We start from the raw sequence: 16,661 nt of genomic DNA on the forward strand, positions 1-16,661 counted from the left end.
CCCGGCGTCACAGGATGATCGGGTGATGGCCGAACAGATCGACGACTACTTCACCTCCGTGGTATCGGCGCTGGAGCGCGGCCGCTCGAGTGTTCGTCCGGAGGACCCGATCCGGCCGCCGTCCCCGTTGTCGGTGCAGGGCGCGCTGGACCTCTTCGACGCCCAACTCGGCAGCAGGCATCTCGATCTGGCGGCCCGGTGGTTGCGGTCGCAGGGTAAGGGGTTCTACACGATCGGCTCCTCCGGGCACGAGGGCAATGCCGCGGTCGCGGCGGCGCTGCGTCCGACCGATCCCGCTCTGCTGCACTATCGTTCCGGCGGATTCTTCCTCGCGCGGGCGCAGCAGGTGCACGGCACGGATCCGTTGCGCGACGTCCTCCTCGGTGTCGTGGCCGCGACGGAGGAGCCGATCTCGGGTGGCCGGCACAAGGTGTTCGGCCGCCACGATCTTTGCATCATTCCCCAGACCTCCACCGTTGCTTCGCATCTGCCGCGCGCGGTCGGTGTCGCGTTCTCGATCGCCCGCGCCCACAAGCTCCACCTGGTCTCGCCGTGGCCGGCCGACGCGGTGGCGGTGTGCAGTTTCGGGGATGCGTCCGCGAACCACTCGACCGCGGTCGGTGCGATCAACACCGCCGTCCACTCGGCCTACCAGGGGTTGCCGCTCCCGTTGCTGTTCGTCTGCGAGGACAACGGGATCGGGATCAGCACCAGGACTCCGACGGGGTGGATCGCCGCGAATTTCGGTGAGCGGGCGGGTCTGGAGTACTTCGAGGCGGACGGTTCCGACCTGCCTGCGGCGTACGCCACCGCGAAGCGCGCCGCCGACTGGGTGCGCAGTCACCGCAAGCCGGCGTTCCTGCACCTGCGGACCGTCCGGCTGATGGGTCACGCCGGATCCGATCTGGAGTCCGCGTACCGGACGTCCACCGAGATCACCGCCGACTTCGACCGGGACCCGGTGCTGTGCACCGCAAGTCTTCTGATCGGCGGCGGACACCTGAGTCCCACCGAGGTCCTCGCGCGGTACGAGGACACACGCGCGGAGATCCTCGGACTCGCCCGGGAAGTCGCCGAGCTACCTCAACTGGACAGTCCCGCGGCGGTGATGAGGCCCCTCACCGACACCGCCGAGCAGGCCGCCGCGGCGGTGCCGGAGCGCGTCGACCCGGCCGAGCGCGCGGAATTTCTCGGATCCCCGCTCCCGGAGGAAGAAGGCAGGCTGACCCTCGCCCTGGCGATCAACCGTGCCCTGCTCGACGTGCTCGCCCGCTGCCCGGAGGCGCTGGTGTTCGGTGAGGACGTGGCCCGCAAGGGCGGGGTGTACGGGGTGACCCGGGGTCTGATGAAGAAGGCCGGGTCGGCGCGCGTATTCGACACCCTGCTCGACGAGCAGGCGATCCTGGGTCTCGCGCTGGGAGCGGGGGTGACCGGGTTGCTGCCGATCCCGGAGATCCAGTACCTGGCGTATCTGCACAATGCGGCCGACCAGATCCGCGGGGAGGGTGCGACGTTGCAGTTCTTCTCCGACCGGCAGTACCGCAACCCGATGGTGGTGCGGGTTGCCGGGTACGGGTATCAGAAGGGCTTCGGCGGGCATTTCCACAACGACAACGCCGTCGCCGCACTGCGCGACATCCCCGGTGTGGTGGTGGCGTCGCCGTCCCGCCCCGATGACGCCGCCGCCATGATGCACACCTGTGTGGCGGCCGCGCGGACCGCCGGCGCGGTGTGCGTGTACCTGGAACCGATTGCGCTGTACCACATCCGGGATCTGTACGACGACGGCGACGGCCTGTGGCTGGCACCGTATCCGGATCCCGCGACGCAGGCCGAGAGTCACGTGCCGATCGGCTCGGCCCGCACCTACGGCGGCGGCACCGACCTGACGATCGTCACCTACGGCAACGGTGTGCGGATGAGCCTGCGGGTCGCGCGAAGGCTCGAGCGGGCGCACATCGCAGCCCGGGTGGTGGACCTGCGCTGGCTCGCACCGCTGCCGGTGCAGGACGTCGTCCGGGAGGCGCACGCCACCGGCCGGGTGCTCGTGGTCGACGAGACCCGCAAGTCCGGGGGTGTGTCCGAGGGGGTGGTCGCCGCACTGGTCGACGAGGGCTTCACCGGGCCGCTCGCGCGGGTGACGAGCGAGAACAGCTTCATCCCACTCGGCGACGCCGCGCTCGAGGTGCTGCTGTCCGAGGACACCATCGAGGCCGCGGCGATCAAACTCGTGAGCCGCTAGTCCCCGCATCCCTTGCGCTTCGCCAACCTGACGTCAGTGCTACAAGGACGTCGCAGCGTGGGCATCTGCTCCCGAGGGGACTTCGTGGAGATGATGGTCGTCCTCGCCTGGGGTGTCCGACCCTCCGGTCAGTTCGTCGAGGAGGATGTAACCGCCGTAGCCGAGGCCGGCGACGGCGAGGACAGCGGCGTACAGCCGGTCGAGCATCAGTTTCTCCGTATCGTGTTCGGAAACCCCCGAGCCGGGCAAGTATGCCGTGCAACGGTCGGTCGGGGCCCTACCCGATCGGGTAGGTTTACGGGCAGGATTCGACTGACCGTACGGTAGGAAACCCGGCGGGCGCCCTACTTGACAGCGACCACGTCGACCGGACGGATGTCGGGGTCCCTCGCGAGCAGGTCGGGGCCGACGTTGGCCAGAGCGGCGGGGATGGCTCCGCTCAGGTGCGCCTGCCGACCTTCCTCGTTCTCGAACGTGTCGAAGATGCCGTACGTGGTGTCGCTGACCTTGAACGCGTACCAGGTGACGGTGCCTTCCTCGGCCGCCGCCAGGGCGCGTCCCTGCTCCAGGAACGCAGCCAGTTCCTCGCCCTTGCCCGGCTTGGCCTCGAGCAGTGCCAGAATTCCTCTGTCGATCGTCACGATGTCTCCTCCTCGTTCGTTCCGACTCTCGTACACCCACCTACGACGCTACGAGCGTCAAGTGGCTGACCACCACCCCTCTGACCCAATTTGCGACTGGACCGTTCGTCGCCTGTTGGTGACTACTTCGGTCTCAGGGCTGTCAGCATCGACGTCTCGAAGAATCGGTCGAGTCGTGCGACGGCTCCCGCGTTCGACGTCTGCAGGTAACGGTCGATGGCGCGGGCCAGGCGCACGCGATATTCGGCCGGTTCGACGCCGAAGTCGCGCTTGATCTTGTCGGCCGGTGGATCCCCGATGGGAAGCCACATGACGGCGAGATCGAGAATCTCGTCGTCCAGAGACAACCGTGGTGCTGTCATCGCGCGGAACTCATCAGGGCCGGCGGGGTGGGGAAACCGCCGACGGCCTGTTCATAGGTGTGTGCCACGCGCAGAACCGTGGCGTCGTCGAACGTGTTGCCGACGATCATCAGCCCGGTCGGCAGGCCGTCGACGAGTCCCGCGGGAACCGAGCAGGCGGGGTGACCGGTGACGTCGAACGGGGCGGTGTTGCCGACCATCGACAGCGCGACGTCGAGGTAGTCGCCCAATGCCACATCGGCAGGCGGGATCTTCTTCGCGGTGTAGGGGACCGTGGGCATGACCAGCACGTCGTAGTCGGTGAGCGCGGCGTCGTAGGCCGCGCGCAGTTCCGGGACGAGTTGGCGCGCCATTGCGTAGTACTTTCCGCCGCCGACCTCGAAGGTGTACCGGCCCGACAGCCCCACCAGCTTGACCGTCTTGGACAATTCGTGACCGCGCTCGAGGCGCTGAGCGGCGAAATGCGCGATCAGTTCCGGGTCGTAGAACCCGTCGGTGTTCATGCCGTAGGCGTTGCCGTCGAGCATCTGGTACGCGGTGCCCTCGGTCGCGATCACGTTCCAGACGTGCATCGCGTCGAGGTGCCACGGAATCGACACCTGCTCCGCCGTGAGTCCGGCGCTGCGCAGCACGTCGACCGCAGCGTGGACGGCGGCGTCGACCTCCGGATCGGACACTGCGGTGCCGAAGCCCTCGGTCACGACACCGACTCGCAGCCCGGAGGCCGGTTCGGTGAGCGCAGCCAGATAGTCGACCGGCTCGACCTGACGTGATTGCCGCGGATCGGCCCCGTCCGTGCCGGCGAGCACACTCAGCATGGTGGCTGCGTCGGCGACGGTCCGGGCCATCGGGCCGAGATGGTCGATGGTCCTCTCGATCGGAAACGCGCCGGTGTAGGGGACCAGCCCGTGCGTCGGTTTGTGACCCACGATCCCGCAGAATGCGGCCGGAATGCGGATGGAGCCGCCCTGATCTCCGCCGACGGCCAGGTCGACCTCACCGCTGGCGACCAAAGCGCCGGAGCCACTGGAAGATCCACCCGAATTGCGGGTCGTATCCCACGGATTGCGCACCGGTCCCGGCTGCGACGTGAAACTCCCGCCCGAGAAACACAGATCCTCACATACCGATTTTCCTGCGATCGTGGCACCGGCGTCGAGCAGCCTGCGAACGACCGTGGCGTCCTGCCGCGGGACGAACCCCTCCAGGGTGCGCGATCCGTTCATCATCGGAACCCCAGCGACCGCGACGTTGTCCTTGACCGCCACGGTGCGGCCGGCCAGCGGACCGCCGGGGGAACCGTCGATCGAGGTGGTGACGTACCACGCTCCAAGACGGTTGTGCTCCGGTGCCGGCGGCGCCCAGGACCGCTCGGGGGCCGGTGGCGCCGCACGCCGATAGAGCTGCTCGACCGCGATCGGTGCCGTGAGAGTGGCCTCGACCGCGGGGGCGAACTCGTCGAGGTCGGCGGCGGACAACCCGAATCGGAAATGCTCGTTCAACGCCGCCAATCGGGCGGAATCGGGTGCAGGCAACGAAGTCATGAAGGTGCGCTCCTCAGCTGTACGATGGCGCCCGCGGGCACCTGGTCGAGGGCCGGCTGCCGGTCCGGATGCAACGCGGGACCCGCCGGCATTTCCCGGTGTTCTACGAACCGTAGAAGCAGGCGAACCGCAGCGTTTGTCTCAGAGTGACAGCCCGCTTTGCGCTCAGCGCCAACCTCGCCGCCGAGGCATGTTTTCAGCGGAAACAGTGGTCAGCTGTCATTGACAGTTACGCCGGAGTGCTCATAGCGTGACGTGCAGGCGAGGGAAAGGGGCTGCTCATGCCGTTGTCGCTCGCTCCGGGTGGCGAGCACCGCCGCACCGAGGTGATCCGGACTGCTGCCCTCCGCGACTGGGTCGAGGTGATCAGCGAGACCTTCGTGGCATTGAAGATCAGCCCGGGCGAATCCGATCGCTTCGCGGGGGCGGTCCACACCCGGCGATTCGCGCATCTGCTGGCGGCCGACGTCCTGGCCACACCTCAGACTTTTCACCGGACGCCGCAGCTGACCGACCGGCATCCGCTCGACCTCATGCAGATCGGCATGGTCGTCGCCGGTGAGGGACAACTCGTCCAGGACGGGCGAACCTGCACACTGCGGCCGGGCGACTTCGCCATCTACGAATCCTCCCGCCCGTTCACCTGGAACCTGCGACCGGAATGGCACCTTCAGGTCTTCACGTGGCCGCGTGGTGCCGTCTCGCTGACCGAGGGGGAGTCGCAGAAATTGACGGCACGGACCGTGCGGTCCAATTCGGCAGTAGGACAGCTGCTGTCGCCGATGCTCGCCGGACTTCTCGCAGTCGAGAAGGACCCGTCGCCGGGCGGTGCGATGCGGCTGGCGGACGGAATCGCAGACCTGGCAATCACAGCCGCACAGGAAGAGGGTGAGCCGGACGATCCCGATGTCACCGCACGCGATCTGTACGCGAACATGCTGCGGTATATCGAGCGGAATCTCGACGACCCGGACCTGTCCCCGCAGCGCATCGCCCACGCGTTCTTCATCTCCACGAGAACCGTGCACAGAGTGTTCGCTCGATTCGGAAACACTGTGGCAGCCACGATCCGGGCGCACCGGCTCGAGGTCTGCCGTGACGCGATGCTGTCACCCCGCAACGCCTCCCGTTCGCTGACCGATATCGCCGCGCAGTTCGGATTCATCGATCTGTCGGTGTTCAGCCGAGCGTTCGCCGCCCGCTACGGCGTCAGCCCGAGCAGGTACCGAGAATTGCACCGGTAGCCGAACCGTTCCCGGGGGAGCGTTGCGCAATCAGACCGAAGAGAGGTAGCCATGCTTGTCAGGTCCGGGTTTGCATTACCCGTGCGGACGACACGGGCCTCCGATTGGGAGGACATGCTGCGCGAGCACTTCGTTGCCCTCAGCGTCTCGGACATCGAGGACGGCCCCCGGTTCACCGGTGCAGTGCGGTCCTCCGAACTTGCTCATCTCAAGGTGTCCACAGTCCAATCGACCGAACAACGGATCGCCCGCAGCGGCAGCCTCGCCCGAGCCGACCGTGCCGACTACCTCCAGATCGGGCGGATCCGTCGTGGGCGTGCCGTGGTCACCCAGGATGACCGGGAGTGCGTACTCGACCACGACGACTTCGTCCTGTACGACACCACTCGCCCGTTCGAGTGGCGGTTCGACGGGCATCCGGATGACGGTTCCTGGGTGCTCGAGGTCTTCACGTGGCCGAGGGGCTCACTTTCGTTCACCGAAGCGGAGATTCACGACCTCACCGCAATAACCTTCGACGGCCGCGCCGGAGCCAGCGGGCTCCTGGGCCGGTTTCTTCACGACATCGTGACGAGCCGGATCGCATCCGATGCCGGGGCCGGGAACGCGATCGTGGACGAGGTCGGCGACCTGGTCGGTGCCGTCCTGCGGGCCGTTGGCCGGCCGCTCGGTGCGCCACGTTCGAGCACCTACCGCGCAGCGATGGCGATGATCGACGAGAGCCTCGGAGACCCATCGCTCTCGCCGTCCGTGATCGCTTCGGCCCTCGGCATTTCCACCCGGCACCTGCACCGGGTATTCGCCGAGCAGGACACGACGGTGTCACGCGTCATCCGCGTGCGGCGACTCGAGCAGTGTCGCCGCGACATGGCGCTGAGCACGACCACGGATCGCTCGCTCGGCCAGATCTCTCGCCGTTGGGGTTTCGCCGACCCCTCGCTGTTCAGCCGCACGTTCAAGAGCGAATACGGGATGAGCCCGCGCCAGTACCGGGCGACGGCGGCAGCAACCTGACGTCGGGACGCAACTCGAGTTGTCCCTCTCGTCCAAATACCTGTCCTTCTCCGTCAGATTTGCCGTCGATCGGGGAGGTAACTTTTGCGTTGCCGGGATCTTCAACCGCCGAAGAGGCAGCCCGCACGCGATGTACCAGAACCAGGAGTCCTCATGGAATCTGCAATCAGTGATCACCTAAAATGCCCCCGCACGTTGACCCGACGTGTCCCGGATGGCTACCAGCCACCTTTTCCCATGTGGGTGGGACGTGCCGACGAAGAAGTGCAGCAGGTGGTGATGGGATACCTCGGTGTGCAGTTCCGCGGTGACGCGCAACGCCCGGCCGCGTTGCGCGCCATGCGCGACATGGTGGCCGGTTTCGATCTGCCCGACGGCCCGCTGCACTATGACCTGACCCATCACGTCGACAATCAGGGTCATGAGAATTTGATGATCGTGGGATACTGGAAAGATATTGCTGCCCATCACCGTTGGCTCCAGTTGCCGACGGTGGCCGACTGGTGGGCATCGGACGAACGGCTGTCGGAGGGGCTGGGGTACTTCCGTGAGATCGTGGCCCCGCGCGCCGAGCAGTTCGAAACGCTGTACGCGTTCCAGGATGCCCTTCCGGGGGTCGGTGCCGTCATGGGCGGTATCAGTGGCGAGATCAACGAGCACGGCTATTGGGGCTCGATGCGCGAACGCTTCCCGATTTCCCAGACCGACTGGATGCAGCCGTCCGGTGAATTGCGCGTACTCAGCGGCGATCCCGCCGCAGGTGGCCGCGTGATCGTTCAGGGTCACGACAACATCGCACTGATCCGCTCCGGGCAGGACTGGGCCGACGCCGAAACGGCGGAACGCAACCTGTACCTCGACGAGATCCTGCCGACGCTGCAGGACGGCATGGACTTTCTGCGCGACAACGGACAATCGGTGGGCTGCTACAGCAACAGATTCGTTCGCAACATCGATCTGGACGGAAACTTTCTCGACCTGAGTTACAACATCGGCCACTGGGGTTCGCTGGACCAGCTCGAGCGCTGGGCGGAATCTCATCCCACGCACCTGCGAATCTTCACCACCTTCTTCCGCGTCGCCGCCAGCCTGTCGAAACTTCGCCTTTACCATGAAGTCTCGGTATTCGACGCGCGCGACCAGCGATACGAGTACATCAATTGCCATCCGCAGACCGGCATGCTGCGTGACGCGCAGCCGCCGCAGTAGAGCTATTCGCAGTTTTCAGCCCCTACAGAGAAGGTGAAGAATGTCGGTAACGATCGAACACACACCAGAGAACGCGACTCCCGCACAGGCACCGGCCGCCGACCGCGCCTGGGCGCTGTTCCGGGCGCTGGACGGAAAGGGATTGGTTCCCGAGGGATACGTCGAAGGCTGGAAGAAGACCTTCGAAGAGGACTTCAGCCCCCACCGCGGCGCAGAACTGGTCGCCCGGGCATGGACCGACGACGAGTTCCGGCAACTTCTGCTCACCGACGGCACCGAAGCTGTCGGCAGGTACGGGTACCTGGGGCCGCAGGGTGAATACATCGTGGCGCTCGAGGACACGCCCACACTCAAGAACGTGATCGTGTGCTCGCTGTGCTCGTGCACCGCCTGGCCCATCCTGGGACTGCCGCCGACCTGGTACAAGAGCTTCGAGTACCGGGCCCGCGTGGTTCGGGAACCGCGGAAAGTGCTGTCCGAGATGGGCACCGACATTCCGGAGGGCGTCGAGATCCGGGTGTACGACACCACCGCGGAAACGCGCTACATCGTCCTGCCCCAACGGCCGGCAGGCACCGAAGGATGGAGCCGCGAGCAACTCCAGCAGATCGTCACCAAAGATTGCCTGATCGGGGTCGCGATCCCGCAGGTTCCGAGCGCCTGAGCAACCGAAGAGAAGGAACAGATCCATGGATGGAGTACACGATCTCGCCGGTGTCCAGGGGTTCGGTAAGGTCCCGCACACCGTCGACGCCGACATCGGCGGACCCTTTCACGCGGAGTGGGAGCACCTTCCCTACAGTCTGCTGTTCCTCGGCGCCGCAGACCTGGGGGCGTTCAGTGTCGACGAAGTCCGGCACGTCGTCGAACGAATGGAACCACGCCACTACATGATGACGCCGTACTACGAGCGGTACGTCATCGGAGTCGCAACCCTGATGGTGGAGAAGGGAATCCTGACCCACGACGAACTGGAGGCCCTCGCCGGCGGCCCGTTCCCGCTGTCCCTTCCTGCCGAGTCGGAAGGCAGGCCGGCGCGGACGGAGGACATCACCTTCGAGGTGGGTGAGCGCGTTCGGGTCCGCGACGAGCACGTGCCCGGGCACATCCGGATGCCGGCATACTGCCGCGGCCGGGTCGGAACGATCACCCACCGTACCACCGAGAATTGGCCGTTCCCCGACGCGATAGGCCACGGGCGCGACGACGCCGGTGCGGAACCCACCTATCACGTCCAGTTCGCGGCGGAAGACCTCTTCGGCGAGAACACCGACGCCGGCAGTGTCGTGGTCGACCTCTTCGAGGGATACCTCGAAAAGGTAGCCGCCTGAGCGCATCCGACACGATGAACACAGACCGGCGGTGGAAACCCTGCCCGGAAATCCGTGCCTCCGCCGCCGGTCTGTCGTCGAGTACAACAAGGTTCTCCGGAAGGAACTGACCAATGAATGACACGCGCCTCCCCGTCACCGTGCTGTCGGGATTCCTCGGTGCAGGAAAGACGACACTCCTGAACCAGATCCTGCGCAACCGTGAAGGCCGGCGTGTTGCGGTGATCGTCAACGACATGAGCGAGATCAACATCGACAGTGCCGAGGTCGAACGAGAGATCTCGCTGAGCCGATCGCAGGAAAAGCTCGTCGAGATGACCAACGGGTGCATCTGCTGCACGTTGCGGGAGGATCTTCTCGACGAGATCAGAACCCTGGCCGCCGACGGACGGTTCGACTACCTCCTGATCGAATCGTCCGGCATCTCCGAGCCCCTGCCCGTCGCCGAAACATTCACCTTCATCGACACCGACGGGCATGCGCTGGCCGACATCGCGCGATTGGACACCATGGTGACCGTCGTCGACGGTCACAGTTTCCTCCGGGACTACCGGTCCGGCGGCCCCGTCGAGGCCGACGCTCCCGACGACGAACGCGACATCTCCGATCTTCTGGTCGATCAGATCGAATTCGCCGACGTGGTCCTGATCAGCAAGGCCGACCTCATCTCCGCCGAGCACCTCGCCGAACTGACCGCGCTGATTCGATCGCTGAACAAGACCGCGGACATCCACGCGATATCTCACGGCCACGTCCCACTCGACGCCATCATGGATACCGGCCTGTTCTCCTTCGACAGGGCAGCCCAGGCACCCGGCTGGCTGCAGGAACTCCAGGGCGAGCACACCCCCGAGACCGAGGAGTACGGAATCGGTTCGGTCGTCTACCGCGAACGCGCCCCCTTCCACCCGGGGCGGCTACACCAGTTCCTCACCGGCGAATGGACGAACGGCAGACTTCTCCGCGCCAAGGGGTACTTCTGGAACGCCGGCCGGTTCACCGAGATCGGCAGCATCTCCCAAGCCGGTCACGTGATCCGGCACCGGTACGTCGGACGGTGGTGGAAGTTCCTCCCGGACAACTACTGGCCGGAAGACGATTATCGCCGCCAGGGAATCCTCGACAAATGGGAAGAACCGGTCGGTGACTGCCGACAGGAACTCGTCTTCATCGGCCAGGGCATCGACGCCGACGTACTTCGGCATCAGCTCGACATCTGTCTCCTCACCACCGCGGAAATCGAGTCCGGCCCCGACACGTGGTCGGGGTGGCCCGACCCCCTCGGCGCCGGTCACTCCGATCACGTGACCAGCCAGGTAGCTCAGACAAGCACCCTCTGATCCCGCGTGCCGGGGTCGAGTCGGCACGCTGTCGCCAGCGGCACTGGTCAACTCTGCCCAATGTGAGTTCTGGTTTGGGCAAACTTTGCCAATGTCCGAACGTGCTCGTCCTCATAGCGTGGGCTGCGTTGGAGTTCCGATCGCCAAAAGCTGATCTCGACTACCCCGCAAGCCACGTATAGAGGAGATGTCAATGCCCGAAGCAATCGAGGTCCGCAAGGTTCCCCTGCACAGCGTGTCCGACGCCGGCGAGCTGGCGAAGCTCATCGACGACGGTGTGCTCGAAGCGGACCGCGTCATCGCAGTCATCGGCAAGACCGAGGGCAACGGCGGCGTCAACGACTACACGCGCATCATCGCGGATCGGGCTTTCCGTGAGGTCCTCTCTGCCAAGGGCAGCCGAAGCGCGGACGAGGTGGCCGGGGTGCCCATCGTCTGGTCCGGCGGTACCGACGGTGTGATCAGCCCGCACGCAACGATCTTCGCAACTGTGCCCGCGGAGAAGGCGGTGAAGACCGACGAGCCGCGACTGACCGTCGGTGTCGCGATGAGTGAGCAGCTTCTCCCCGAAGACATCGGTCGCACGGCGATGATCACCAAGGTGGCAGCGGCGGTGAAGATGGCGATGGACAACGCCGGCATCACCGACCCCGCCGACGTGCACTACGTGCAGACGAAGACGCCGTTGCTGACGATCCACACCATCCGGGACGCCAAGAGCCGCGGCGAGACGGTGTGGACCGAGCAGACGCACGAGTCGATGGACCTGTCGAACGGTGGTACGGCACTGGGGATTGCCGTCGCCCTCGGCGAGATCGAGATGCCCGGCGATGACGATGTCATGCACAGCCGGGACCTCTACTCGTCGGTCGCATCCTGCTCCTCGGGTGTCGAGTTGGACCGGGCTCAGATCGTGGTGGTGGGCAACGCACGCGGTGTCGGCGGCCGCTACCGGATCGGGCACAGCGTGATGACGGATCCGCTCGATCAGGACGGCATCTGGTCGGCGATCCGGGATGCGGGACTCGAACTGCCCGAGCGGCCCCACACGAGCGACCTGGACGGCCGGCTCGTCAATGTCTTCCTCAAGTGTGAGGCGAGTCAGGACGGGACGGTGCGCGGCCGCCGCAACGCGATGCTCGACGACTCGGACGTGCACTGGCACCGCCAGATCAAGTCGTGCGTAGGCGGTGTCGCGGCGTCGGTCACCGGTGACCCGGCGGTGTTCGTGTCCGTGTCGGCCGCGCACCAGGGCCCGGAGGGTGGCGGCCCCGTCGCCGCCATCGTCGACCTCGGTCAATAGTTCCTGGTCGCACCGTGAACGAGGGTGCGTGGCCGCCACCGGGCGCTGCGCACCCTCGATCGCCGGCAATCGCATCCGAAACCGTGGAGAGGTTCACAAGTGTCACACGTCATCGATCCCGTCGACGCAGGTGATTCGCCCCTGACTGACGTCGAACCTTTGGGCGGGCCAGGAGGATACGAAGATCTCGTCATGTGTGACGCGCTCACGCTCAGCGGTTTGATCAAGACCCGCGAGGTGTCGTGCGTCGACGTCATGACCGCCTATCTCGACCACATCGAACGGCACAATCGCAGTGTCAACGCCATCGTTGCCCTGCGGGACCGGGACGAGTTGCTGGCCGAAGCGCGCGAGCGGGACCATCAGCTTGCCGACGGGCACTACCTCGGCTGGATGCACGGGTTCCCGCACGCCGTCAAGGATCTCTCCGCGGCCAAGGGGCTTCCGTTCACCTCCGGATCACCCATCTTCGCCGACCGGATCGCCGACGCGGACGACCTGTTCGTCGCGCGGATCAAGGCAGCGGGTGCCATTGTCATCGGCAAGACGAACACGCCCGAATTCGGACTCGGATCCCAGACGTACAACCCGGTGTACGGCACGACGGCGACACCGTACGACACATCACGCACCGCAGGTGGAAGCAGTGGCGGCGCCGCCGCGGCCCTGGCACTGCGGATGGTCCCGGTTGCCGACGGCAGCGACTACATGGGGTCACTGCGAAATCCACCAGCCTTCAACAACGTTGTGGGATTTCGCCCGTCCTGGGGACGCATCCCGGAGGCAGGCTTCATCGCTCAGGGCGCGGTGGTCGGCCCGATCGGACGGTCGGTGGCCGATGTGGCGCAGCTCTTGTCGACGATGGCCGGGCCCGACGCCGGCGCCCCGCTCGGCATCGACGAGGACCCCGAGGTATTCACACGGAACCTCGAGCGGGACTTCCACGGAACGCGGATCGCGTGGGTGGGTGACTGGGACGGGTACCTGGCGACGGAACCCGGAGTTCTCGAGCTGTGCGAGTCCTCGTTCGACGCATTCCGGAACATCGGCTGCCGCATCGAGGCGGCGCTCCCCGACTACAAGCCCGAAGACATCTGGCAGCTGTTCCTGAGATGGCGCTGGTGGGCACAGCTCGGCTTGGTCGACCTCTACGACGACCCACAGACACGCGAGCAGATGAAGCCCGAATTCGTGTGGGAGATGGAGCACGGAATCGCACTGTCCGCGCTCGACGTCACGAAGGCTGCGGCGGCCCGCAACGACTGGCAGGCTGCCCTCACGAAGATGTTCGAAACGTATGACTACATCCTCGCGCCCAGCGCTCAGGTGTTCCCGTTCGACAAGTCCACACACTGGCCCACCGAGATCGACGGCCGGCCCATGGATACCTATCACCGGTGGATGGAGACCGTCGCACCGTGGACGATGACGAGCCTCCCGGTCGCCGCGATGCCGGTCGGTTTCGACGACCGGGGGCTCCCGATGGGAATTCAGATAATCGGACGACACGGCGCCGACCGAGCCGTCCTCCAACTCGCCCACGCGTACGAGCAGAAGACGAAGTGGACGCAGCGCGTGCTTCCGCCGGCACTCCTCCCGAGCTGAGCTGCACGTGGACGCGGTCGATCTGCCGTCACCTGCCGGTTACGCGTTGACGATTCGGGAGGCGCTGACTCTCCCCAGCTTGGCCGGCTCCACGCTCCTCGCGGGGGCGGGCGGACTGGACCAGACCGTTCTGCGAGTCAACGTCATCGAGGTACCGGACATCCTGCCGTGGGTGAAACCCAACGAACTGTTGATCACCACGGGGTTCCCTCTGCGACATGCAGATTCGGGTGAGCCGTTCGACCCCCGCGCGCTGGTCGAACTCGTCGAGGGCCTCGCCCGGTGCGGCGCGGCCGCACTCGGTGTCAAGGAGGGCCGGTACCTCGGCGATCTCCCTGCCGCGATGCTCGAGGCATCGGACCGTCTCGACATTCCGCTGTTTCTCATTCCGCACGACATCGGTTTCGACGAGGTGATGTCGGAGGTGTTCACACACCTCGTCGATCGGCAGGCGTTCGCCCTCGACGTCGCCGATCGCATGCACCGTGCCTTGACGAAGATCGTCCTCGAAGGTGGCGACCTGCCGCAGATCGCGGACGAGGTCGCCGCGCTGTTCGACGCTTCGGTGCTGATCTGCACACCGGACGGGCGGGTCAACGCGACAGCGGGTTCGCCGGCCAATCTGCAGGCGTTGGAAGACTTGCCGCTGTTCGACCCGTCCGGCCGGCTTCGCACCGAGCGCCTGCACCACGGCCTGCAGCCGGCGCCGGGCACGGATGCCGGCCAGATCGCCGTTGCCCGGGTTCATGCCGGCGGGACCGACCACGGCGTCATCCTCGCCTTCGTGGGAGACGGCGCATTGGGTCCCGTCACCGTGCAGGCGCTGGAGCGAGCCGCAACCGTGGTCGCGCTGGCGGTGACCAAGCAACTCGCCGTGTCGGCGGTCGAATCAAAGTTTCACGGCGACTTCCTGCGCGACGTACTCAACGGGAATGCCGGTACGGTTGAACAGATTACGGAGCACTGCGCGCAGCTCGAATGGGACGTGAACCGCGCCATGGTGGTCGTCGTTGCGGAGCTCGACCCGGACCCCGCTCGCTCGGCCGCCGGCCCTGCGCGACGGCTGCCGGTTCCCGGACGTATGCCGCAACAGAGACTGACCGCTGCCTGGAAACAAGTGGTCCGGCGCAGGGACCGGTACGCACCGGTGGTCGGGTTCAGCCATGAGGTGGTGGTGCTGATGCCGGTCGGTGACGAGAACTCGAGAATTGTTGTCGACGATCTGATTGCGGCCGTCACCGGTGACCGGGGAGGCGGCAGGCATTCGTTCTGCACCGGCGTGAGCCGGGTCATCGGCTCGGCTGCCGACCTTCCGCAGGCGTACGACCAGGCACGTAGGGCAGTGGCGGTGGGGCGGCGCATGCGCGGGCACGGTTCTGTCGCACACTTCGACAGCCTGGGCGTCCACAGACTGCTCTCCCTGGTCGACGACAGCGCCGAACTCCGATCGTTCGCCACCGAGATCCTCGGTTCGCTGGCGGGCGACGCGGACGAGGCGATCGACCTCCGCCAGACGATGCAGGCACTCCTGGACACCAACTGCAACGTGGCTGAGACTGCACGCGTACTGCATTTCCACTACAACACGCTGCGTTACCGGATCGGCAAGTTGGAGAGCATCGTCGGCCCGTTCACGACGGATCCCATTCTGCGCCTGGATGTCGCGCTCGCACTGAGGGTAGTGGAGATGGAGGGTCTGTGACCGATCCGCACGATATGAACTCGTCCCCACCGTCCACCGCTCTGTGATAGGACAGCAATGAACGCTCTGCTCTACCCCGGCATTGTGCTTCTGATTGTCTCCAACGTACTGATCCCCCCGTCCCTTCTGCGATTCCACACGGGAACCAGTCAGCTTCTGAGCTGGAATGTCACCCTGTCATTGACGGGTGCGGCGACGATGCTGGCGTGCGCGCTGACTTCCACGGATGCATCGATGGGACAGCGTTGGGCCACAGCGCTTGCCGGGCTTCTGTGCGGTAGCGTCTTGGCTGTGACAATCGCCGTGGTGCTGAGGCCTCGATCCACCTGATCGGTCCGCGGCTCCGCTATTCGGCGCGTTCCGCGACGAGTGCGGCGAGGCCGTCGAAGATCCGGGACAGGCCGAATTCGAGCGCATCGTCCTGCCTGGAAGACGAACTCGCCGACGCGAAGGCCGCCGCCGCCTCGGGATAGCGTTCGGCGTTGTCGGTGAGGATTCCCGTCATGATCGCGCTCAGGGCCTTCTCGGGTGTGTCGGTTTCGGCGCCGGGGGCCGTCGACTGCTGAGCGAGGCTGCGGACGTGGCCGGTGATCAGGACGACCGAATCCAGTCGTTCCCCGCCGGTGAGTCCGGTGCCGCTCAGCGCCGAGAGGCCGATTTCGAGCCAGCCCAGTTCGTTCGGTCCCATCACACGCGGGCCGACGGCGACGTCCACGACCCACGGATGCCGTCGCAGACCCGCCCACATGCGCAGTGCCCACTCGTGGAGCGCTGCGCGCCAGCCGCCGTCGATCTCGGACAGGTCGGGTGCGGGTCCGAGAGCGGCATCGAGCATGAGCGCGGTCAGCTCGGCCTTCCCGGGGGTGTAGCGGTAGAGGGACATCTTGGTGAACCCGAGGTCCTCCGCGAGGCGCTGCATCGACAGCGTGGCGAGGCCCTCCGCATCGGCCATGGAGATGGCGGTGGCGACGATCTGCTCGAGGCTCAGCGCCGGCTTCGGACCGCGCTTCGGTCTGTCCGGAGATCCCCAGAGCAGCTCGGCGGTACGGGGCTGGGTGACCATCTTTGCGCTCCTCCGGCCGACTCTTGATCCGGAATAGTGTCTACCATACACTGAATTGTGT

The 16,661-nt window shown here is 66.0% G+C and carries 15 protein-coding genes; 10 read left to right on the plus strand and 5 right to left on the minus strand.

Annotation, left to right across the window (positions count from 1 at the left end; translation table 11 throughout):
• Positions 1–25: 25 nt before the first annotated feature.
• Positions 26–2,242 (plus strand): thiamine pyrophosphate-dependent enzyme, encoded by a 2,217-nt coding sequence (locus tag JWS13_RS28065; RefSeq protein WP_206008684.1) that lies wholly within the window; start codon positions 26–28, stop codon positions 2,240–2,242.
• A gap of 39 nt (positions 2,243–2,281) precedes the next feature.
• Here JWS13_RS28065 and JWS13_RS28070 read toward each other — a convergent pair whose 3' ends face one another.
• The 4 genes from JWS13_RS28070 to JWS13_RS28085 form a co-directional block, all read right to left on the minus strand.
• Complete coding sequence (locus JWS13_RS28070; protein WP_206008686.1) at positions 2,282–2,449, minus strand: hypothetical protein; 168 nt, start codon at positions 2,447–2,449, stop codon at positions 2,282–2,284.
• Between the two features lie 137 nt (positions 2,450–2,586).
• Entirely contained in the window at positions 2,587–2,883 is a 297-nt protein-coding gene (locus JWS13_RS28075) for a putative quinol monooxygenase (RefSeq protein ID WP_206008689.1), read from the minus strand.
• A gap of 122 nt (positions 2,884–3,005) precedes the next feature.
• On the minus strand, positions 3,006–3,245 hold the full coding sequence (locus tag JWS13_RS28080; protein WP_206008690.1) for a hypothetical protein: 240 nt from the start codon (positions 3,243–3,245) through the stop codon (positions 3,006–3,008).
• Positions 3,242–4,789, minus strand: coding sequence for an amidase (locus JWS13_RS28085; protein WP_206008692.1), 1,548 nt, complete (start codon positions 4,787–4,789; stop codon positions 3,242–3,244). Before JWS13_RS28085 ends, JWS13_RS28080 begins: the two co-directional genes overlap by 4 nt.
• 281 nt (positions 4,790–5,070) lie before the next feature.
• Between JWS13_RS28085 and JWS13_RS28090 the strand changes: the two genes are divergently transcribed.
• From JWS13_RS28090 to JWS13_RS28130, 9 genes are all read left to right on the plus strand, one after another.
• A complete protein-coding gene (locus JWS13_RS28090; protein ID WP_206008694.1) occupies positions 5,071–6,033 on the plus strand; it encodes a helix-turn-helix domain-containing protein in 963 nt (320 codons plus the stop codon).
• A gap of 114 nt (positions 6,034–6,147) precedes the next feature.
• Positions 6,148–7,047 (plus strand): helix-turn-helix domain-containing protein, encoded by a 900-nt coding sequence (locus tag JWS13_RS28095; RefSeq protein ID WP_420855022.1) that lies wholly within the window; start codon positions 6,148–6,150, stop codon positions 7,045–7,047.
• A gap of 153 nt (positions 7,048–7,200) precedes the next feature.
• Positions 7,201–8,256, plus strand: a complete 1,056-nt coding sequence (gene oxdA / locus JWS13_RS28100) for an aliphatic aldoxime dehydratase (protein ID WP_206008699.1) — start codon at positions 7,201–7,203, stop codon at positions 8,254–8,256.
• Positions 8,257–8,296: 40 nt separating this feature from the next.
• Positions 8,297–8,920, plus strand: coding sequence for a nitrile hydratase subunit alpha (gene nthA / locus JWS13_RS28105; RefSeq protein ID WP_206008701.1), 624 nt, complete (start codon positions 8,297–8,299; stop codon positions 8,918–8,920).
• Between the two features lie 25 nt (positions 8,921–8,945).
• A complete protein-coding gene (gene nthB / locus JWS13_RS28110) occupies positions 8,946–9,587 on the plus strand; it encodes a nitrile hydratase subunit beta (protein ID WP_206008703.1) in 642 nt (213 codons plus the stop codon).
• Positions 9,588–9,700: 113 nt separating this feature from the next.
• Positions 9,701–10,927, plus strand: coding sequence for a GTP-binding protein (locus tag JWS13_RS28115; RefSeq protein WP_206008704.1), 1,227 nt, complete (start codon positions 9,701–9,703; stop codon positions 10,925–10,927).
• A 193-nt stretch (positions 10,928–11,120) separates the two neighbouring features.
• Complete coding sequence (gene bar, locus JWS13_RS28120) at positions 11,121–12,230, plus strand: barbiturase (RefSeq protein WP_206008705.1); 1,110 nt, start codon at positions 11,121–11,123, stop codon at positions 12,228–12,230.
• 99 nt (positions 12,231–12,329) lie between these two features.
• Positions 12,330–13,835 (plus strand): amidase, encoded by a 1,506-nt coding sequence (locus tag JWS13_RS28125; RefSeq protein WP_420855023.1) that lies wholly within the window; start codon positions 12,330–12,332, stop codon positions 13,833–13,835.
• A 7-nt stretch (positions 13,836–13,842) separates the two neighbouring features.
• Positions 13,843–15,537, plus strand: coding sequence for a PucR family transcriptional regulator (locus JWS13_RS28130; protein ID WP_206008709.1), 1,695 nt, complete (start codon positions 13,843–13,845; stop codon positions 15,535–15,537).
• A 346-nt stretch (positions 15,538–15,883) separates the two neighbouring features.
• Here the strand turns inward: JWS13_RS28130 and JWS13_RS28135 are convergent, their stop codons facing one another.
• The gene (locus JWS13_RS28135) at positions 15,884–16,600 is read right to left on the minus strand and encodes a TetR/AcrR family transcriptional regulator (protein ID WP_206008710.1); all 717 of its coding nucleotides are present in this window, start codon (positions 16,598–16,600) and stop codon (positions 15,884–15,886) included.
• Positions 16,601–16,661 lie beyond the last annotated feature (61 nt).

This window comes from Rhodococcus pseudokoreensis, from assembly GCF_017068395.1.
Taxonomy (GTDB): domain Bacteria; phylum Actinomycetota; class Actinomycetes; order Mycobacteriales; family Mycobacteriaceae; genus Rhodococcus_F; species Rhodococcus_F pseudokoreensis.